The 16,713-nt window shown below is 64.6% G+C and carries 13 protein-coding genes; 5 read left to right on the top strand and 8 right to left on the bottom strand.

Annotated features, from left to right (window positions below; genetic code table 11):
- Positions 1 to 11: 11 nt before the first annotated feature.
- On the bottom strand, positions 12 to 1,496 hold the full coding sequence (styD, locus tag ASH04_RS00425) for a phenylacetaldehyde dehydrogenase StyD (protein ID WP_057472887.1): 1,485 nt from the start codon (positions 1,494 to 1,496) through the stop codon (positions 12 to 14).
- Positions 1,497 to 1,680: 184 nt separating this feature from the next.
- Here styD and hglS point away from each other — a divergent pair, with 184 nt between their 5' ends.
- On the top strand, positions 1,681 to 3,066 hold the full coding sequence (gene hglS / locus ASH04_RS00420) for a 2-oxoadipate dioxygenase/decarboxylase (RefSeq protein ID WP_235579892.1): 1,386 nt from the start codon (positions 1,681 to 1,683) through the stop codon (positions 3,064 to 3,066).
- A 24-nt stretch (positions 3,067 to 3,090) separates the two neighbouring features.
- Here the strand turns inward: hglS and ASH04_RS00415 are convergent, their stop codons facing one another.
- Positions 3,091 to 4,077, bottom strand: a complete 987-nt coding sequence (locus ASH04_RS00415) for an alpha/beta hydrolase (RefSeq protein ID WP_032367851.1) — start codon at positions 4,075 to 4,077, stop codon at positions 3,091 to 3,093.
- A gap of 210 nt (positions 4,078 to 4,287) precedes the next feature.
- On the opposite strand from ASH04_RS00415, the gene ASH04_RS00410 reads away from it, so the two are divergent.
- Positions 4,288 to 4,740: a MarR family winged helix-turn-helix transcriptional regulator gene (locus ASH04_RS00410; RefSeq protein WP_080966137.1), complete on the top strand. Its 453-nt coding sequence runs from the start codon at positions 4,288 to 4,290 to the stop codon at positions 4,738 to 4,740.
- Positions 4,737 to 5,123 carry a DUF5313 family protein gene (locus ASH04_RS00405; RefSeq protein WP_032367853.1) on the top strand — a complete coding sequence of 129 codons (387 nt, stop codon included), beginning with the start codon at positions 4,737 to 4,739 and terminating at the stop codon, positions 5,121 to 5,123. The genes ASH04_RS00410 and ASH04_RS00405 overlap by 4 nt, the downstream gene beginning before the upstream one ends.
- Before the next feature lie 8 nt (positions 5,124 to 5,131).
- Here the strand turns inward: ASH04_RS00405 and ASH04_RS00400 are convergent, their stop codons facing one another.
- Positions 5,132 to 7,507: an ATP-binding protein gene (locus ASH04_RS00400; RefSeq protein ID WP_057472484.1), complete on the bottom strand. Its 2,376-nt coding sequence runs from the start codon at positions 7,505 to 7,507 to the stop codon at positions 5,132 to 5,134.
- Positions 7,508 to 7,629: 122 nt separating this feature from the next.
- Between ASH04_RS00400 and glgX the strand changes: the two genes are divergently transcribed.
- Positions 7,630 to 9,672: a glycogen debranching protein GlgX gene (gene glgX, locus ASH04_RS00395; RefSeq protein WP_057472483.1), complete on the top strand. Its 2,043-nt coding sequence runs from the start codon at positions 7,630 to 7,632 to the stop codon at positions 9,670 to 9,672.
- Here the strand turns inward: glgX and ASH04_RS27475 are convergent.
- The 5 genes from ASH04_RS27475 to ASH04_RS00375 all read right to left on the bottom strand — a co-directional run bounded on the left by ASH04_RS27475 (position 9,603) and on the right by ASH04_RS00375 (position 15,597).
- A complete protein-coding gene (locus ASH04_RS27475; protein ID WP_327212954.1) occupies positions 9,603 to 9,788 on the bottom strand; it encodes an aromatic-ring hydroxylase C-terminal domain-containing protein in 186 nt (61 codons plus the stop codon). The two genes, glgX and ASH04_RS27475, sit on opposite strands and share 70 nt — an antisense overlap.
- A gap of 53 nt (positions 9,789 to 9,841) precedes the next feature.
- Complete coding sequence (locus tag ASH04_RS00390; RefSeq protein WP_057472482.1) at positions 9,842 to 11,356, bottom strand: alkaline phosphatase D family protein; 1,515 nt, start codon at positions 11,354 to 11,356, stop codon at positions 9,842 to 9,844.
- A gap of 169 nt (positions 11,357 to 11,525) precedes the next feature.
- Positions 11,526 to 13,232, bottom strand: a complete 1,707-nt coding sequence (locus ASH04_RS00385) for a glycerol-3-phosphate dehydrogenase/oxidase (RefSeq protein WP_057472481.1) — start codon at positions 13,230 to 13,232, stop codon at positions 11,526 to 11,528.
- Positions 13,229 to 14,746, bottom strand: a complete 1,518-nt coding sequence (gene glpK / locus ASH04_RS00380; protein WP_032367858.1) for a glycerol kinase GlpK — start codon at positions 14,744 to 14,746, stop codon at positions 13,229 to 13,231. The genes ASH04_RS00385 and glpK overlap by 4 nt, the downstream gene beginning before the upstream one ends.
- The gene (locus ASH04_RS00375; protein WP_027494674.1) at positions 14,743 to 15,597 is read right to left on the bottom strand and encodes an MIP/aquaporin family protein; all 855 of its coding nucleotides are present in this window, start codon (positions 15,595 to 15,597) and stop codon (positions 14,743 to 14,745) included. Before ASH04_RS00375 ends, glpK begins: the two co-directional genes overlap by 4 nt.
- 122 nt (positions 15,598 to 15,719) lie before the next feature.
- On the opposite strand from ASH04_RS00375, the gene ASH04_RS00370 reads away from it, so the two are divergent.
- Entirely contained in the window at positions 15,720 to 16,700 is a 981-nt protein-coding gene (locus ASH04_RS00370; protein ID WP_027494675.1) for a sugar-binding transcriptional regulator, read from the top strand.
- Positions 16,701 to 16,713 lie beyond the last annotated feature (13 nt).

Here is a 16,713-nt window from a genome sequence, read left to right as displayed (position 1 = left end):
AGGGAGTCGGGCTACAGAACTACGGTGACGACCTTCTCTTCGGTGTTGGCTTCGATACCGGCCCACCCGAGTTCTCGGCCCGTGCCACTGGACTTCATGCCGCCCCAGGGGAGAGCGGGATCGATTGCAGCCCAGCCGTTCACCCACACCGCGCCGGAACGGACCTGCCCCGCCAGTCTGTGTGCCCTCGACACGTCGCGGGTCCAGATCGAGGCGGCCAACCCGTACACGGTGTCGTTGGCAATGGAGATCGCCTCGTCGGCCGTATCGAACGAAATCACCGTTCCGACCGGTCCGAAAATCTCCTCCTGGGCGATCTTCATGTCGTTGTCGGCATCGGCGAAGATCGTCGGCTCGACGAAATAGCCGGCACCGTCGGGACGTCCGCCACCGGCCGCGACTCGAGCTCCGCCGTCGCGTCCCGCCTGTATGTACCCCAGCACGCTGTCACGCTGCGTCGCGTTGACGAGGGCACCCATCGTCGTCGACGGATCGAACGGATCGCCCAGCACCTGAGCCGAGGCCGCTGCGGCCAACCCGTCCACCACCTGCGAGTACAGCGAGCGATGCACCAGCACTCGGGTTCCGGCGGCACACACCTGGCCCTGGTTGAAGAACAGTCCCATCGCGGTTCCGTTGATCGCCGCGTCGAGATCCGCATCCTCGAGAATGATCTGTGGGGATTTGCCGCCGAGCTCGAGCGTCGTCCGCTTGAACGTGTCGGCAGCCTTCTTCGCGATGAGCTTGCCGACTCGAGGACTGCCGGTGAAGCTGATCTTGTCGACGTCAGGATGCCCGACCAAGGCGTCACCCGTCACTTCACCCAGTCCTGGAACAACATTGACCACTCCGGCCGGTACGCCTGCCTCGTCGATCAGTCGAGCCAGGTGCAGGATGGACAGCGGCGCGTCCTCCGGCGGCTTGACGACCACGGTGTTTCCGGCTGCCAGCGCAGGAGCGAGCTTCCACGCCGCGATCATCAGCGGGGTGTTCCAGGGAACGATCATGCCGATGACGCCGACGGGTTCGCGAACGGTGTAGGAGTGCGTCGGCTGCCCGAAGTAGCCCGCAGTGGGGATGGAGCTCCCGGTGATCTTGTCGGCCCAGCCCGCGAAGTGCCGGAAAGTGGCTGCAGCATTGGGGATGTCGAGCATCGCGGGCTGACCCACCGGCTTGCCGACGTCGAGAGCTTCGAGCCGAGCGAGCAGGTCACCGTCCCGCTCGATCAGATCGGCCACCCGATTGAGCAGCTGGCCCCGGACTGCTCCGGGGGTAGCACCCCACTCACCACCGAGCTGGGCACGGGCCGCACGCACCGCTGCATCGACGTCCGACGCGGTGGCCGCAGCAATCTCGGCCAGGGGCTGTTCGGTGGTCGGGTTCAAGTCGGTGAAGGTGCCGCCGTCGGATGCACCGTGCCACTGCCCCGCGATGTAGAGCTCGGTGGCGGTGCCGGTCGGCAGCGACGGTGCGGCCGTTTCCTGTACTGCGGTCATGTGTTTTCGCTCCTTCTCGGTGCCGTGTGCAGGCACCTCTCGCATGTCTGCTCCAGACTGCGCCCGGGCGAACGTGCCGGTCTTGTGTGATCGCGCACACATTGTGCGGTAGATGCGCACAGTCGCGAGAAGGCAGCAGACAGCCGAACGGGTTCCGTGCCGGCACCGAAAGGCGCAGTATGAGGTGGTGAACGTGACACCGACGCAATTGCGAGCGCAGTTCGCCCTTCGTCTGTCGGCTCTGTACGGGCGGGAGGTTCCCGCGTACACGACGCTGTTGGATGTCACCGCGTCGATCAACGCCGAGACGATGCGCACCAGCGGTGCCGATGCGGAACGTTTCGGCTCCATCGATCGCGTCACCGCCGAGCGGCACGGGGCGATTCGGGTCGGCAATGCACGTGAGATGTCGCAGTTGGCACTGATATTCGGTGCCATGGGCATGTATCCGGTGGGTTTCTACGATCTGCGTGACACTGCGTCGAGTTCGATTCCGGTGGTGTCGACTGCGTTCCGGCCGATCGATCCGGCCGAGCTGGCGATCAACCCGTTCCGGATCTTCACCTCGATGCTGGTGGCGTCGGATCGACGGTTCTTCGACCCGGATCTCGGCCGTCGCCTGGCGGAATTCCTCGATCGCAGAACACTGTTCCCTCCGCTACTGCTCGAGCTGGCAGCCACGTGCGAGAGGGACAACGGCCTCGCAGCGGAGGAGTCCGCTACCTTTCTGGACCTCGCGACGGCGGCGTTCGCGTTGTCGACCGACCCTGTCGACAGAGCGTGGTATCGCGAACTCGAGGCAGTCTCGGCGGTGGCCGCCGACATCGGTGGTGTCTCCTCCACCCACATCAACCATCTGACACCGAGGGTTCTGGACATCGATCGTCTGCATCACCGTATGGGAGAGCGCGGGGTGGCGATGATCGACACCATCCAGGGGCCTCCTCGTACGTCCGGTCCTGGATTGCTGTTGCGCCAGACGTCGTTCCGAGCGCTGGACGAGCAGCGGATGTTTCTCGACGAGAACGGCAACGTCGAACCCGGCCATCTACGGGTGCGGTTCGGCGAGGTCGAAGCCAGGGGCGCGGCAGCTACCGCACTCGGACGACGTCGCTACGACGAGTATCTGGATCGACTCGATACCGAGGAACCCGAGGACGCGTCCGCACTGTGGTCGTCGCTGGTGCCGGACGACGAGACACTGTGGATGGCAGAAGACCTCGCCTACTTCACCTTTCGAGTCACTGGGACCAACCCGTCCGCTGCAGACCGGGACGGTGGCCTCGTCGATCTGGTCAGGTCGGGTGTTCTCGCGGCCGACCCGATCGTGTACGAGGACTTCCTGCCCAAGTCGGCGGCGGGCATCTTCAGGTCCAATCTCGAATCCGACGGCACCCGCAATTCCGACAACACCGCGGCAGCCTTCGATGCGGAGGCGATGGAAAGCGTTCTGGGACGGACCCTGCACGACCCGTACCGGATCTACGGCCGCCTCCGAGACGAGTCGGTGACGCGAGTCGAGAAGCACCTCGGCCTGACGAAGCCGCTCGACTGCCCCTGGACCCACTGAGCAATCGGCCCGAGATACCGAGTGTCAGCCCGAGATACCGAGGGATCCGGCGAGGGTCGGCCAACTCTTCGGTAGCTGCTCCACCCAGTACGGCCACGAGTGCGTTCCGGTCTCGGTGAAGTCGAACGTTGCAGGAATGTTCAACTGGCCGAGCCGATCCGCAAGTCGGTGTGTGCAGTAGTTCGACCCGACCTCGATGAGGCCACCGACCACCACCCTGTCCCATCCCGCTGCAGTGTCGAAGCTTTCGTGACGTCCGGGAGCGCCGGTTCCCACCGACACGTAGACATCGGTACCGCGCAGACTTTCGGCATTGGCCACCGAATCATGTTCGGCCCACGCAGGATCGAAGGGTCCGCCCCACATGTTGTCGGCATTGCCGCCGAAAGCTGCGACGATGGCTCGAATACTGGCCTGGCCCAACGGCTCGGCGGACGCGAAGCAGCCGCTGTACGACGCCACGCCGGAGTACACGTCCGGGTTACGTGCGGCGAGCATCATCGCCGATTGTGCGCCCATCGACAGTCCCGCGATCGCGTTGCGGCCGTTGCCGTCCACGGCCGCGTCGATCAGCGGAGGTAGTTCCTCGGTGAGAAACGTTTCCCACTGGTACCGGCCGAGTTTCGGGTCGTCGCGCTGCCAGTCGGTGTAGAAGCTGCCTGGCCCGGCCAACGGCAGGACGACGTTGACGTTCTTGTCGGCGAAGAACTCCGCTGCCTGCCCCTTTCGCAACCACATGCTGTTGTGCGGATCCTCTTCGCCGATGCCGCTGAGCATGTACAGCGTCGGACGCGGTCCGGTCTTCACCGCGGGCGTGAGCACCTGCACTTCGACGACGGCCCCCATAGCGGGTGAGTCGACCTTCAGCGTGCGCAGCGTGTCGGATGTCAGGACGGTGTCGACGATGCGGGCGGAGGGCGCAGCCGGCTCGGCGGATGCGATACCTCCCGAGGCGATCGACAGGGACAACGCTGCGACGAAGACAGTGGTGGAGATGCGTCGGCGACGCATGGCGATCCTCTCGGGATTATCACGGTAAGGGTGAATCGAGGTGCAGCATTGCACAATTGCGCGCCCGGTAACACGTTGTGGGCAAACTTTCACCACTGTCGCAGACTCGATACCCGATCGAGGTGGCGAACCTGAACCTCCGCCCTTTTTCACCATTCGAGTCGTACACGAACAATTCGTGCACTAATCAATTCTGCTACTCTGGCCACCGTGACCACCACCGAGGATCCACTCGCGCTCGATCGCCAGGTCTGCTTCGCCCTGGCCGTCACCAACCGGGCTGTGCTGTCGGTGTATCGGCCGTTGCTCGAACCGATGGGCCTGACCCATCCGCAGTATCTGGTGATGTTGGCCTTGTGGGGCGAGTCGCCGATGTCGGTCAAAGCGATCGGCTCAGCGCTGCAACTCGACTCGCCCACCCTGTCCCCACTGCTGAAGCGTCTGGAATCGATGGGGATGCTCACCCGCACACGCAGCACGGAGGACGAGCGCATTCTGCTCGTATCCCTCACCCCCGCCGGAGCCGCTCTCCGCGCCGAGGCCGAAAAGATTCCATCCGCGGTCGTGGCGAGACTCGGTGCGTCACTCGACGAACTGGAGCAGTTGCGCCGCGTCCTCACTCGCGTCAACGACGCGGCGATCGCAGCAGGAGCACTGACATGAGCGCACGACCCCAGCGCACCCGTCCGAACGCCGGCCAATGGTTGGGCTACGCCGTCCTGGGCCGCAAACTCCCCGACTCCATGCAGGATTGGGTTCGACGCGACCTCGTCGGCCCCGGCGCGACACCGCGTCACATCCTGCGCTCGATGATCCCGTTCCTGCCCATCTTCATCGGGTTCTTCGTGCTCTTTCCCGGCGCGATCTGGTTACGTGCCTCGATGGTTCTGTTGGCCCTGCTGCTCGCGCTGTTCTACACCGCCGCATACATGGACCAGAACCGCGCTCGTCGTCTCGAGATTCACGGACTGCCCGCCGATCTGAAGAGCGAGAAGAAGACGGCGGAACTCGAACGCGAACGCGAGAACTACCGCCGCAACCACTGACCGGCCGGTCAGTGCTCGCGGGCGAGGCCGGCGGTGAAGTCGTCGGCGATCATGACGGCCAGATCCCGCGTCTTGCGGTTGGTGTTCTGTGAGAGTTCGGTCAATTGCGTGAACGCGGCGTCGGCGTCGATGCGGTACACCGACATGAGGATGCCGACGGCTCGGCCGATCGTGCCGCGGGTCTCGAGCGCCGTACGCAGTGTCGCGGCCTGATTGCCGCTCTCCGCGATCAGCTGCTCACGCATCCGTGACAGTTCGAGGTGCACGCGAACGCGCGCGACGAGTTCTCGGTCGTGGAACGGCTTGACGATGTAATCGTCGGCACCGCGTCCGAGTCCGTCGAGCACAAAATCAGTTCCCGCACGGGCGGTCAGCAAGATGACCGGTACTCGCCTCAAATCGGCGTCGCCGCGGATGTCGTCCACCAGATCCAGACCACTGCGCCCCGGCAGCATGACGTCGGAGAGCACGAGCCCCGGCAGCATCGCTCGGGCACGATCGAGAGCGGTCTCGATGTCCCCCGCTGTCGAGACGGACCACCCTTCGTCGGTCAGCAGGCGCGCGAGGTAGTTGCGCATGTCGACGTTGTCCTCGACGAGCAGGACGTCGGCGCGATCGGTCGTCTCGGGAACGGGCTCGATCGAGGGGAAGATCGCCGAGATCGGATCGGCCGGAGCGCCGGGTCGATCGACAGCGGCAGCTTCTGCGGGCAACCGCGGCACCTGCACGGTGAAGGTAGTCCCCCGGCCCACGTCGCTGTCGACGTCGATCCGCCCGTTCAAGGCGGTCAGCAAGTCCGTCACCAGGGCAAGCCCGATTCCGGACCCTTCGATGCTGTGCGCGCCTTCTCTCTCGACGCGGTGGAACCGGTCGAAGATTCGAGGCAGGTCCTCGGCCGGAATTCCCAGTCCGGTATCTGCGACCACGAGCCGAACGGTGGTCTCGTCCGCGACCAGACGAACCGACACCCGTCCGGCCGGGGTGTACTTGACGGCGTTGGCGACGAGGTTGAATACCACCTTCGACCACATTTCGGCGTCGGTCAGGACCACGACGTCCTCTGCCGCATCCACGACGAGCTCGAGCCCCTGCGCCGACGCGACGGCCGAGAACATCGTCGCGCAATCGCGTGTCACCGAGCCAAGGTTCACCGGCTCGGGTCGAGAGACGAGTCGGCCGGCCTCGGCATTGACGATGTCGAGCAGGTCGTCCACCAACCTGCGCAGCCGCATCGACGCGCGATGAACGACGTCGAGTGATTCGCGGTCGTTCGCGTCCAACACCGAAGCAGCGTTCTCGCGTACCGAATCGAGCGGGCCCGTCAGCAACGTCAGCGGGGTGCGGAATTCGTGCCCGACGTTCTCGAGCAGCCGAGTCTTCGCAGCATCGGCGTCGGCCAAGGCCGCCACCCGGCTGCGCTCCATCTCGAACGCGTGCGACGCCGTCAATGCGGTGGACAGGCGTTCGGCGACGACGACGCAGAACGAGGTGAAGGCATCGTCGATCACCCGATGGCTGCTCACTCCGATCAACAGCGCCCCGACCGGCTGTACCCGACCGGCCATCGTCAACGGCACGACGACGGCCTGCGGAACGTTGCCGTCCACCTGCACGGTCGCGCAGGCGACCGTGCCGTCGGCAACGCGAGAGATGTCGGCGCACTCCCACGTCGCAGCCTGGTACCCGGCGTCGCCGCCGGTCACGACACACTCCACCGGGCCGTCCGCATTCAGATCTTCGCGGAGGTAACCGGCGACGAGGGGAAACTCCGACGCTTCGGCCGCGAGCACGCCCACTGCCGCACGGCAGATATCCACGGAACCGTGGGTGTCGTTGCCCGTCAGCGTGCCCAGACTCAGCAACGCCTGCATGCGGCGTTCGCCGAGCAGCTGTTGGGTGACCTCCGACGTCGCGACGAACACGCCGAGGACCGCGCGCTCGGGGCCGTGAATCGGACTGTACGAGAATGTCCAGTACGTCTCTTCGAGGAACCCGTACCGATTCATCATGAACCGTTGGCGAGCACCGTGCACCGCAGTGCCGCCGTCGACGACCTGATGAGCCAATGCGCCGATCTCGTCCCAGATCTCTGCCCAGCAGTCCCTGGCCGGCTGCGCTGCGGCGGCGGGAAACTTGTCACCGAGAAAATCGGTGTACGAGTGGTTGAAGATCTGGACCAGGTGCGGCCCCCACCAGATCAACATCGGGATGGTCGACGGGATGACCGTGCGGATGGCCGCGATCAATTCGTACGGCCATTGCTCCACCGGTCCCAGCTCCGTGGAGCTCCAATCCAGCTCGCGAAACCGAGCCTCGGTGGCATTGTCACCGGGAAACAGCTCGTCGAGCCGAGCCGAACCGGGATCGGGTACTGCGGGATTCATGGCCTCGTCCTTAGTCACATGCGGCCGTAGGTCAAGGACGGGCGCAAACTCCTCGTCGATTCTATCCGAGCGCCAGGTGGGCAAGCGTTTCGCTCACCTGCGCCGGGGGTAATCGACCGCTCATGCCCACCTCATCCAGTCTCCCGTATCCCCTGGGCGTCTCGCGTCTGTCCGACGACGGTGCCAACCTCGCCGTCTACTCCGAAACAGCCGACTCGGTGTCCGTCGTCGTGATGAACGACGACGGAACAGAGCGCAGTACAACACCGTTGACGCTTCGCACCGGTCACGTCTTCCACGATCTGGTGCCCGATGTCACGCCGGGAACGCGATACGGTCTCCGCGTCGACGGCCCGTGGGATCCCGCCTCGGGACTGCGTCACAACCCGGCGAAGCTACTGCTCGACCCGTACGCCACGGCCGTCACCGGCCAGGTCGACTGGAACGAGTCGGTGTTCTCGCATCTGCATGCAGAGCCGGAGACCCGCAACGACGAGGACTCCGCACCGCACATGCCGTATTCCGTTGCAGTGCAATCGAACTTCGATTGGACCGGCGACGAGGCACCGCGCACTCCGCTGGACCGCACCGTCGTCTACGAGGTCCACGTGAAGGGCTTCACCGCCACCAATCCCGATGTTCCCGAGGACATTCGAGGAACATACGCCGGGCTGGCCCACCCCGCCGCGATCGCGCACCTGAAGCGTATCGGCGTCACCGCAGTGGAGCTGCTGCCCATCCACCAGTTCGTCCAGGATTCGCACCTGCTCGAAGAGGGCCGCCGAAACTACTGGGGCTACAACTCCATCGGCTTCTTCGCCCCGCACAACGAGTACGCCAGCACCGGCGACACCGGCGGCCAGGTGGACGAATTCAAGGCACTGGTCAAGGCGATGCACGAGGCCGGTATCGAGGTCATCCTCGACGTCGTCTACAACCACACAGCCGAGGGCAACCACCTGGGACCGACGTTGTCGCTCAAAGGAATCGACAACGGCTCGCACTACCGACTCGTCGACGACGACCGCAGCGCCTACTACGACACCACCGGCACCGGCAACAGCCTCAACGTCGGACATCCCGCGGCTCTGGGCCTGATCATGGACTCGCTGCGGTACTGGGTCACGGAGATGCACGTCGACGGATTCCGTTTCGATCTCGCGAGCACCCTGACCCGTCAGGACTCCGGCCTCGACGTCCACAGCGCGTTCCTCGATCTCGTACACCAGGATCCGACGCTCGCGCCGGTCAAACTCATCGCCGAGCCCTGGGACACCCAGGGCTACCAGGTGGGCGGGTTCCCGGCCCGGTGGTCGGAGTGGAACGGTAAGTTCCGCGACGATGTTCGTGACTTCTGGCGCGGCGAGGACGGCGCGTTGTCCGCTCTGGCGCAACGTGTCACCGGCAGCCCCGACGTGTACGAGAGCACCCGGCGCCCAACCTTGGCGAGTGTCAACTTCATCACCGCCCACGACGGCTTCACCCTGGCCGACCTCAATTCCTACGACGAGAAGCACAACGAGGAGAACGGCGAGGACAGCCAGGACGGCGAATCCGACAACCGTTCGTGGGGATGTGGCGCCGAGGGCCCGACCGACGACGAGGGCGTCAACGCACTCCGCGCCCGCCAGCAGCGTAATCACCTTGCCACACTGCTCCTTTCGGCCGGCGTCCCGATGATCCTCGGCGGCGACGAACTGGGCCGAACGCAGAACGGCAACAACAACGCGTACTGCCAGGACAACGAGGTCTCCTGGTTCGACTGGAGCACGGTCGATCAGGATCTCGTGGACTTCACCACCCAACTGATCTCGCTGCGCGACGAGCATCCGGCGTTGCGTCCCACCTGGTTCCGGCACGACAGCGATTCCGAAGAGGACGGGGCAGGACCCGATACGGTCGACTTCTACCGCGCCGACGGTCAGAAACTGGTCGACGAGGATTGGTCCGACGGCAACGCACACAGCATTCTCATCCTGATGCGTGCGGGCGAGGGAGACGCTGCGTTCGCCTGGATGGTCAACGCCTCACCTGCGACAGTCGAATTCACGCTGCCGGAGGGCAAATGGAGTCAGTCGACGTCGAGTGATCCGGATCAGGCGTACGAGGCGGGCGGACCGTCCATTCTGATTCGCGAGCATTCGTTCACGTTGCTGCAGGGCTGATCGGTCCATTGTTCGAGAATCTGTAGCCACTCCTCCGATTCGGAGCGTCCGGCCCACGCGATGTATCCGTCGGGCCGGACGAGGACGGCGGGGCCGCTGTCGGTACGGCGGACGATGTCCGTTCGAGTGCAGTCGCTCTCGCCGACCTGACCCCGACGGACCCGAGCGATCAGGCGGCAGGCAGTACCTTCGTGAACAGCACGGCCCCGGTCGCATCGCAGAGGTTGACGGTCAGATCGCGCGAGTCCCCGTCGATGAGAACCTCACCGAAATGCTGAAACGCGTCGAGTGGCGACGCGTTCGGCTCCGGTGGCGCGTGCACGAACACTGCCTCCGGGCCGAAGGTGCCGTCCAAGTCGTTGGGGCCGAACGCGCCGGCGTTGAGCGGCCCGCTGACGAACTCCCAGAACTCGCGAAATTCCTGGTAGGCCGCGCGCTCAGGCGAATAGTGATGCGCTGCTGTGTAATGCACGTCAGCGGTGAGCCAGACGGTGCCGGTGACGTCGTTCCGATCGATCGCGGTGAGCACCTGCGCGATGTCGGTCTCACGACCCAGCGGCGCACCGGGGTCGCCGTTGCCGACGCCTTCCTGCGCGTCCTTCCCATCAGGGACGACGAGTCCGAGGGGCAGGTCGTTCGCGATGATCTTCCACGTCGCGGTGGAGCGGGACAGCTCGTCGATCAACCACTGACGCTGCGCCGAGCCGAGGATCTCCCCTGACGCAGCGGTGTTCGCACCGTTCGCATCCTTGTACGTGCGCATGTCGAGGACGAAGACGTCGAGCAGCGGCCCGTAGGCGATCTTGCGGTACACCCGGCCGTCGACGGCTTCTGTGGGCGCGATGGGCAACCACTCGTGAAACGCCTGCAACGCTCTCTGCGACAGCAGGTCCACATCCTTCACCGTGTATTGCTCCAGGTCGAGGATCTCACCGGGATACCAGTTGTTGACGGTTTCGTGATCGTCCCACTGGACCATCTGGGCGACAGACGAATTGAAGCGGCGGTAGTTGTCGTCGGTGAGATTGTAAGCGTATTGGCCGCGGTACTCGTCGAGCGTCTCGGCGACCTTGGACTTGGCCTCGCTCATGGTGTTTCGCCAGATTCGGCCGTCGGGAAGTGTCACGCGCTCCTCGAGCGGGCCGTCCGCATAGATGACATCGCCGCTGTGCAGGAACAGATCCGGCTGCCTGTCGGCCATCGCCGAGAAGATGGTCATACCGCCGATGTCGGGGTTGATGCCGTAACCCTGGCCTGCGGTGTCGCCACCCCACAACAGGCGGATGTCGGATGGGCCGTCAGGAGCTGTGGAGAACATTCCGGTGACGGGTTCCGACGTCGCGCCGTCCTCGCCCTCGAGCGTGACCCGATAATGAACCTTCTGTCCCGCAGGCAATCCGGTCAGGCGCAGCACCCCCGTGCCGTCCGACTGCGGGGTCAGCAGTGGCCCGCGCATCGTCGTCACCGAGGAGAACGAGTCCGTCGCGGACGTGTCGACGATCATCGTCGCCGGAGTATCCGAACGTGCCCACACCAGCGCTCCGTCGGCACGCACATCACCGCTGGCGACGCCGTGTGTCAGCATCGGCCGGGTGCGAACCAACGCCGGGCTGCACGCCAGCACGGGCGTGGCAGCGGCACCGAGAGCGGCATATCTGAGGAGGGATCGACGGGTGAGCTGCATGTCCTCCACCGTCCAGCATCGACATGAACGGCCCGTAGCGCCGAGGAAGACAGACGATTTCCGCCACAAGCGCGTCGTACCGTGCGACGAGGAACGCGGCCGCAGGATCGGAAAACACAACCACCGATCCCGACCCTGCGGCGCTACCTCACCGAACCGCTGTGAGGCGTCAGCTCACCCCGGCGCGCACGTCCGGTGCCCCGAGCCTGGCCGCGTCGGCGGTCTCGTCGTCGGGCTGTTGCTGTGAATCCCGTTCTGCCAGAACACGAAGACGGTAGTGCTCGATCTCCTCGGCCCGGTGCTGATCGTCCCAGCCGAGAATCGGAGCCACCAGACGAGCCACTTCCTCGGCTGCTGCTTCACCACGATCGGGAACCTCGATGGAGATACGGGTCCGCCGGGTCAGGATGTCCTCGAGATGCTGGGCGCCTTCGTGACTCGCGGCATAGACGACCTCTGCCTTGAGGTACTCCGGTGCGCTGTCGAGAGGCTTACCGAGTTCGGGATCGGCGTCGATCAGATCCAGCACCTCACCCATCAGGGTGCCGTACCGACCCAACAGATGCTCGACGCGTGAGACCCGCATGCCGGTACGTTCGGCCGTCAGATTGCGGGAGTTGTACGCCCCGAGGTAGCCGTCGGCCCCGACGAGTGGGATGTTCTCGGTGACACACTTGGGCACTGTGCGTTCGAGTCCGTGCACCGCGGCATCCACTGCGTCCTTGGCCATCACGCGGTACGTGGTGTACTTGCCACCGGCGATGACGGTCAGTCCTCGCACCGGGCTGGACACCGCATGCTCGCGGGAGAGCGTGCTGGTGGAGTCGGATTCTCCGAACAGCAACGGCCGCAGACCTGCGTAGACCCCGACGACATCGGCGCGGTCCAGTGGATCGGCCAGCAGCTTGTTCACGTGCCCCAGGATGTAGTCGATGTCGCTCTGGCTCGCGGCCGGGTGGGCGAGATCGAGCTTCCAATCGGTATCGGTGGTGCCGATGATCCAGTGGCTTCCCCACGGGATGACGAAGAGCAGGCTCTTCTCGGTGCGCGTGATGATGCCCGTGGCGCTGTTGATGCGGTTGCGGGGCACCACCAGGTGCACGCCCTTGGATGCGCGAACCTGGAACTGTCCACGCCCGCCGACCATCTGCTGGACCTCGTCGGTCCACACACCCGCGGCGTTGATGACCTGCTTGGCACGCACCTCGAACGAACGACCCGTTTCCAGATCGCTCGCCACGACTCCGACGACCTTGTCGTCCTCGCGAAGGAAGCCCGTGACGCGAGTGCTGTTGGCGCACAACGCCCCATAGACGGCCGCGGTCCGCGCAATCATCATCGTGTGCCGAGCGTCGTCGACCTGGCCCTCGTAGAACTTCACCGCACCGCGAATCGCCGACCGCTTACCGGAGGGGAAGGATTCGAGCGTCTTCTTCTTACCGAGATGCTTGTGATGACTCGGTACGCCGCGTCCGGCACCCATGACGTCGTACACGCCGATGCCGAGCCCCACGTACGGACGGTCGATCACCTTTTCGAGCGGATAGATGAACGCGACCGGCCGAGCGAGGTGCGGGCACAACGTGTTCAGCACGAGCGAGCGCTCTTTGAGGGCCTCGAACACCAGCGAGAAGTTGAACTGTTCGAGGTACCGCAGACCGCCGTGGAACAGCTTGCTCGAGCGACTGGACGTGCCGGCCGCATAGTCGCGTGCTTCGAGCAGTCCGACCTTCAGACCACGCGTCACCGCGTCGAGAGCCGTTCCCGCGCCGACGACGCCGCCGCCGATCACCAGGATGTCCAGCTCTTCGGCTTCCATCCGTGCGATCGCCTCGGCGCGCGCGGTTGGACTCAAAGCCGTTGTGGTGGAACTCATTCTTCATCAACCCAATCGAGAGTACGTGTCACTGCCTTCTTCCAGCCGGCGTACAGCTTTGCCCGCTGGTCTTCGTCCATGGACGGTGTCCATGTCTTGTCCTCGGCCCAGTTCTGGCGAATGTCGTCCTCGCTCGCCCAATATCCGACGGCGAGGCCTGCCGCGTATGCCGCTCCGAGAGCGGTGGTTTCGGCTACGACGGGCCGCACCACGTCGACGTTCAGGATGTCGGACTGGAACTGCATCAACAGTTCGTTGACGACCATTCCGCCGTCGACCTTGAGCACCTCGAGGTCGACACCGGAGTCGGCGTTCATGGCCTCGATGACCTCGCGCGTCTGGTACGCAGTGGCTTCGAGTACGGCACGGGCCAGGTGGCCCTTGTTGACGAACCGCGTCAATCCCACGATGGCACCGCGAGCATCGGCACGCCAGTGCGGAGCGAACAGACCCGAGAACGCGGGCACGAAGTACGCGCCGCCGTTGTCGTCCACCGAACGCGCATCGGTCTCGATGTCCGCAGCCGAGGAGATCATGCCGAGGTTGTCCCGCAGCCACTGCACGAGCGAACCCGTCACCGCGATCGAGCCTTCGAGCGCGTACACCGTCGGCTGGTCGCCGATCTTGTAGCAGACGGTGGTGAGCAGGCCGTTCTTGCTCATGACCTTCTCGGTGCCGGTGTTGAGCAGCACGAAATTGCCTGTGCCGTAGGTGTTCTTGGCCTCACCGGGCGACAGGCAGGCCTGGCCGAAGGTGGCCGCCTGCTGGTCGCCCAGAATTCCGGAGATCGGCACACCGCGGAACGGTCCGCGTTCACGGCCGGTGCCGTACACCTCGGAACTCGACCTGATCTCGGGCAGCATCGACATCGGAATGCCCATGTCGGCGCAGATGCCCTCGTCCCACTGCAGGGTGTCGAGATCCATCAGCAACGTGCGCGACGCGTTGGTCGGATCGGTGTAGTGCAATCCGCCGTCGGTTCCGCCGGTCATGTTCCACAGCACCCAGGTGTCCATGTTGCCGAAACACAGCTCTCCCGCTTCGGCTTTGGCCCGTGCACCGTCGACGTTGTCGAGAATCCACTTGATCTTCGGCCCGGAGAAGTAGGTGGCCAACGGCAGACCGGTCTTGGCGGTGTACTTGTTGGCATCGCCGCCGCCGAGTGCGGTCGCGATGCGATCGGTACGGGTGTCCTGCCAGACGATGGCGTTGTAGATCGGCTTGCCCGTCTCGCGGTCCCACACCAGCGCCGTCTCACGCTGGTTGGTGATACCTACAGCGGCGATGTCCTCGCGCGTCAGATCCGCTGCGGCCATGGCACCGGCCGCGACGGCGCGCACGTTGTCCCAGATCTCCGACGCGTCGTGCTCGACCCAACCGGCCTGCGGGAAGATCTGCTGGTGTTCCTTCTGATCGACGGCGACGACGGTGCCCGCGTGATCGAAGATCATGCAGCGTGAGGACGTGGTTCCCTGATCGATCGCGGCGACGTACTTTCCTGCGAACTCGGTCATGGCTTCTCTCCTGTGGTCTGGGTGTCTGCTGGGAGTCGTGATGGCGGCTCGGGCGTCGAACCTTCTTGTTTGCGTAGGTTCTTCCCGATCAACAGGTCGTACAGGAACACTCCTATCGGTCCACCTACGAGAGGTCCGACGATCGGCACCCAGAAGTACAGGCCGCCGTATTGATCTCGCCACGCTCCACCGTAGCCCGTGATGTACGACGCCAGGCGAGGTCCGAAATCTCGAGCCGGGTTGATCGCGTAGCCGGCGTTGGTGGCCCAGGCGAATCCGATGGCGACGACGATGAGGCCCACGATCAGGGGAGCCATATTGGCCATCGGTGCGGTTCCGAGCGAATCGGTCACGGCCACGATGAGGAACAGCAGAATGGCGGTACCGATGATCTGGTCGATCAGCGCCGAGGACACACTCACCGGCAGTGTCCCGTTACCGGGCAGTGTCGAGAAGATGGTCTGGGTGGCGGTGGTGTGCCCTGGGTCGACCGCATTGATCATGTCGTTGTAGTTCCAGCGCACCAGCAGCGCGGCCACGAAGGCACCTGCGGTCTGCGCGAGAATGTACGGCGCAACCATCTTCCAGCTGAATCCGCGGAAGAGTGCGAACGTGATGGTCACCGCGGGATTGAGGTGCGCGCCGGTGATACGGCCCGCGACATATATACCGAACATCACGCCCAGCCCCCACGCCCAGGCGATCGAGTCGTGACCGCCGAGGCTGCCGGACTCACCACCCGAGACCACCTGAGCGACGACGCCGACACCGAACAGAATGAGAATCATGGTTCCGGCGAACTCCGCGGCCATGTGCGCCGGTAGCCCCCATTCCGGTTCCTTACGTGCCATCTTCCAGCCTCCACACAGTCAGTGATACACGCCACATTGCGTGCCATTTGCCACGGTAGACGGCCTGCACTGCGTTTCACAGCTGATGCACATATGTGCAATTCGGTCGTACACTGGTGCCGGTGACGGACACCGGCATCACTCCCGAATCCGACCTGCGGACCGGCCATGCCACCCAGGCGGCGCGGCTGTACTACTTCCAGGACATGACGATGGCGGCCATCGGCCGTGAGCTGGGCGTATCTCGTTCGACAGTCTCACGACTCATCACGTTCGCGCGGGCGTCGGGACTGGTGGAAATCAAGATCTCCACCCCACTCGGTCAGGCACCGCGGATCGAGCGTGCATTCGCCGATCTGTACGACATTCGTGCACACGTGGTGCCGGTCGCGGAGACGGTCGACGAACTGCAGCGTCTCGATCGGGTCGCGACCTTCGCCGGCCGACTGCTGACGTCGTTCTTCGAGTCGGACATGGTGATGGGCGTCGCCTGGGGAACCACCGTCAGCGCCGTCAGCCGCAAGCTCGCCCCCAAACGGACCCACAACTCGAGCGTGGTGCAACTGAACGGGGCAGCCAACATGCGCACCACGGGGGTCTCGTATGCCACCGACATCATCCGGACGTTCGCCGACGCGTACGGGGCTGCGGCACAGGGATTTCCGGTCCCCGCATTCTTCGACTATCCGGAAACGAGACAGCACCTGTGGCGCGAGCGCAGCATCAGGCGCGTGCTCGAACTTCAGGATCGCATGAACCTCGCCGTCTTCAGCATCGGCGTCATGAGTGGAGCCGTTCCGAGTCACGTCTACAGCGCCGGCTATCTCGAACGCGAGGACAGAGCCGAGCTGCAACGTGACGGCGTCGTCGGCGACATCGCCACGGTGTTCCTCCGATCCGACGGCAGCTACAACCGAATTGCGTTGAACGACAGATCGAGTGGGCCGAGTCTCGATCGGCTCAAGGCCGTCCCGCGCAGAGTCGCCATCGTGGCGGGAGAGTCCAAACTCGACGCCCTCACCGCCGCACTGCGCGGTGGCCTGATCACCGATCTGGTGATCGACGACATCAGCGCCGCGAAATTGGTGTTGCGCTCGCGCTGACCCATGTGAGTGG

Source organism: Rhodococcus sp. Leaf233 (genome assembly GCF_001426165.1).
Classification (GTDB): Bacteria; Actinomycetota; Actinomycetes; order Mycobacteriales; family Mycobacteriaceae; genus Rhodococcoides; species Rhodococcoides fascians.
This window is presented reverse-complemented; position numbering and strand designations above follow the sequence as displayed.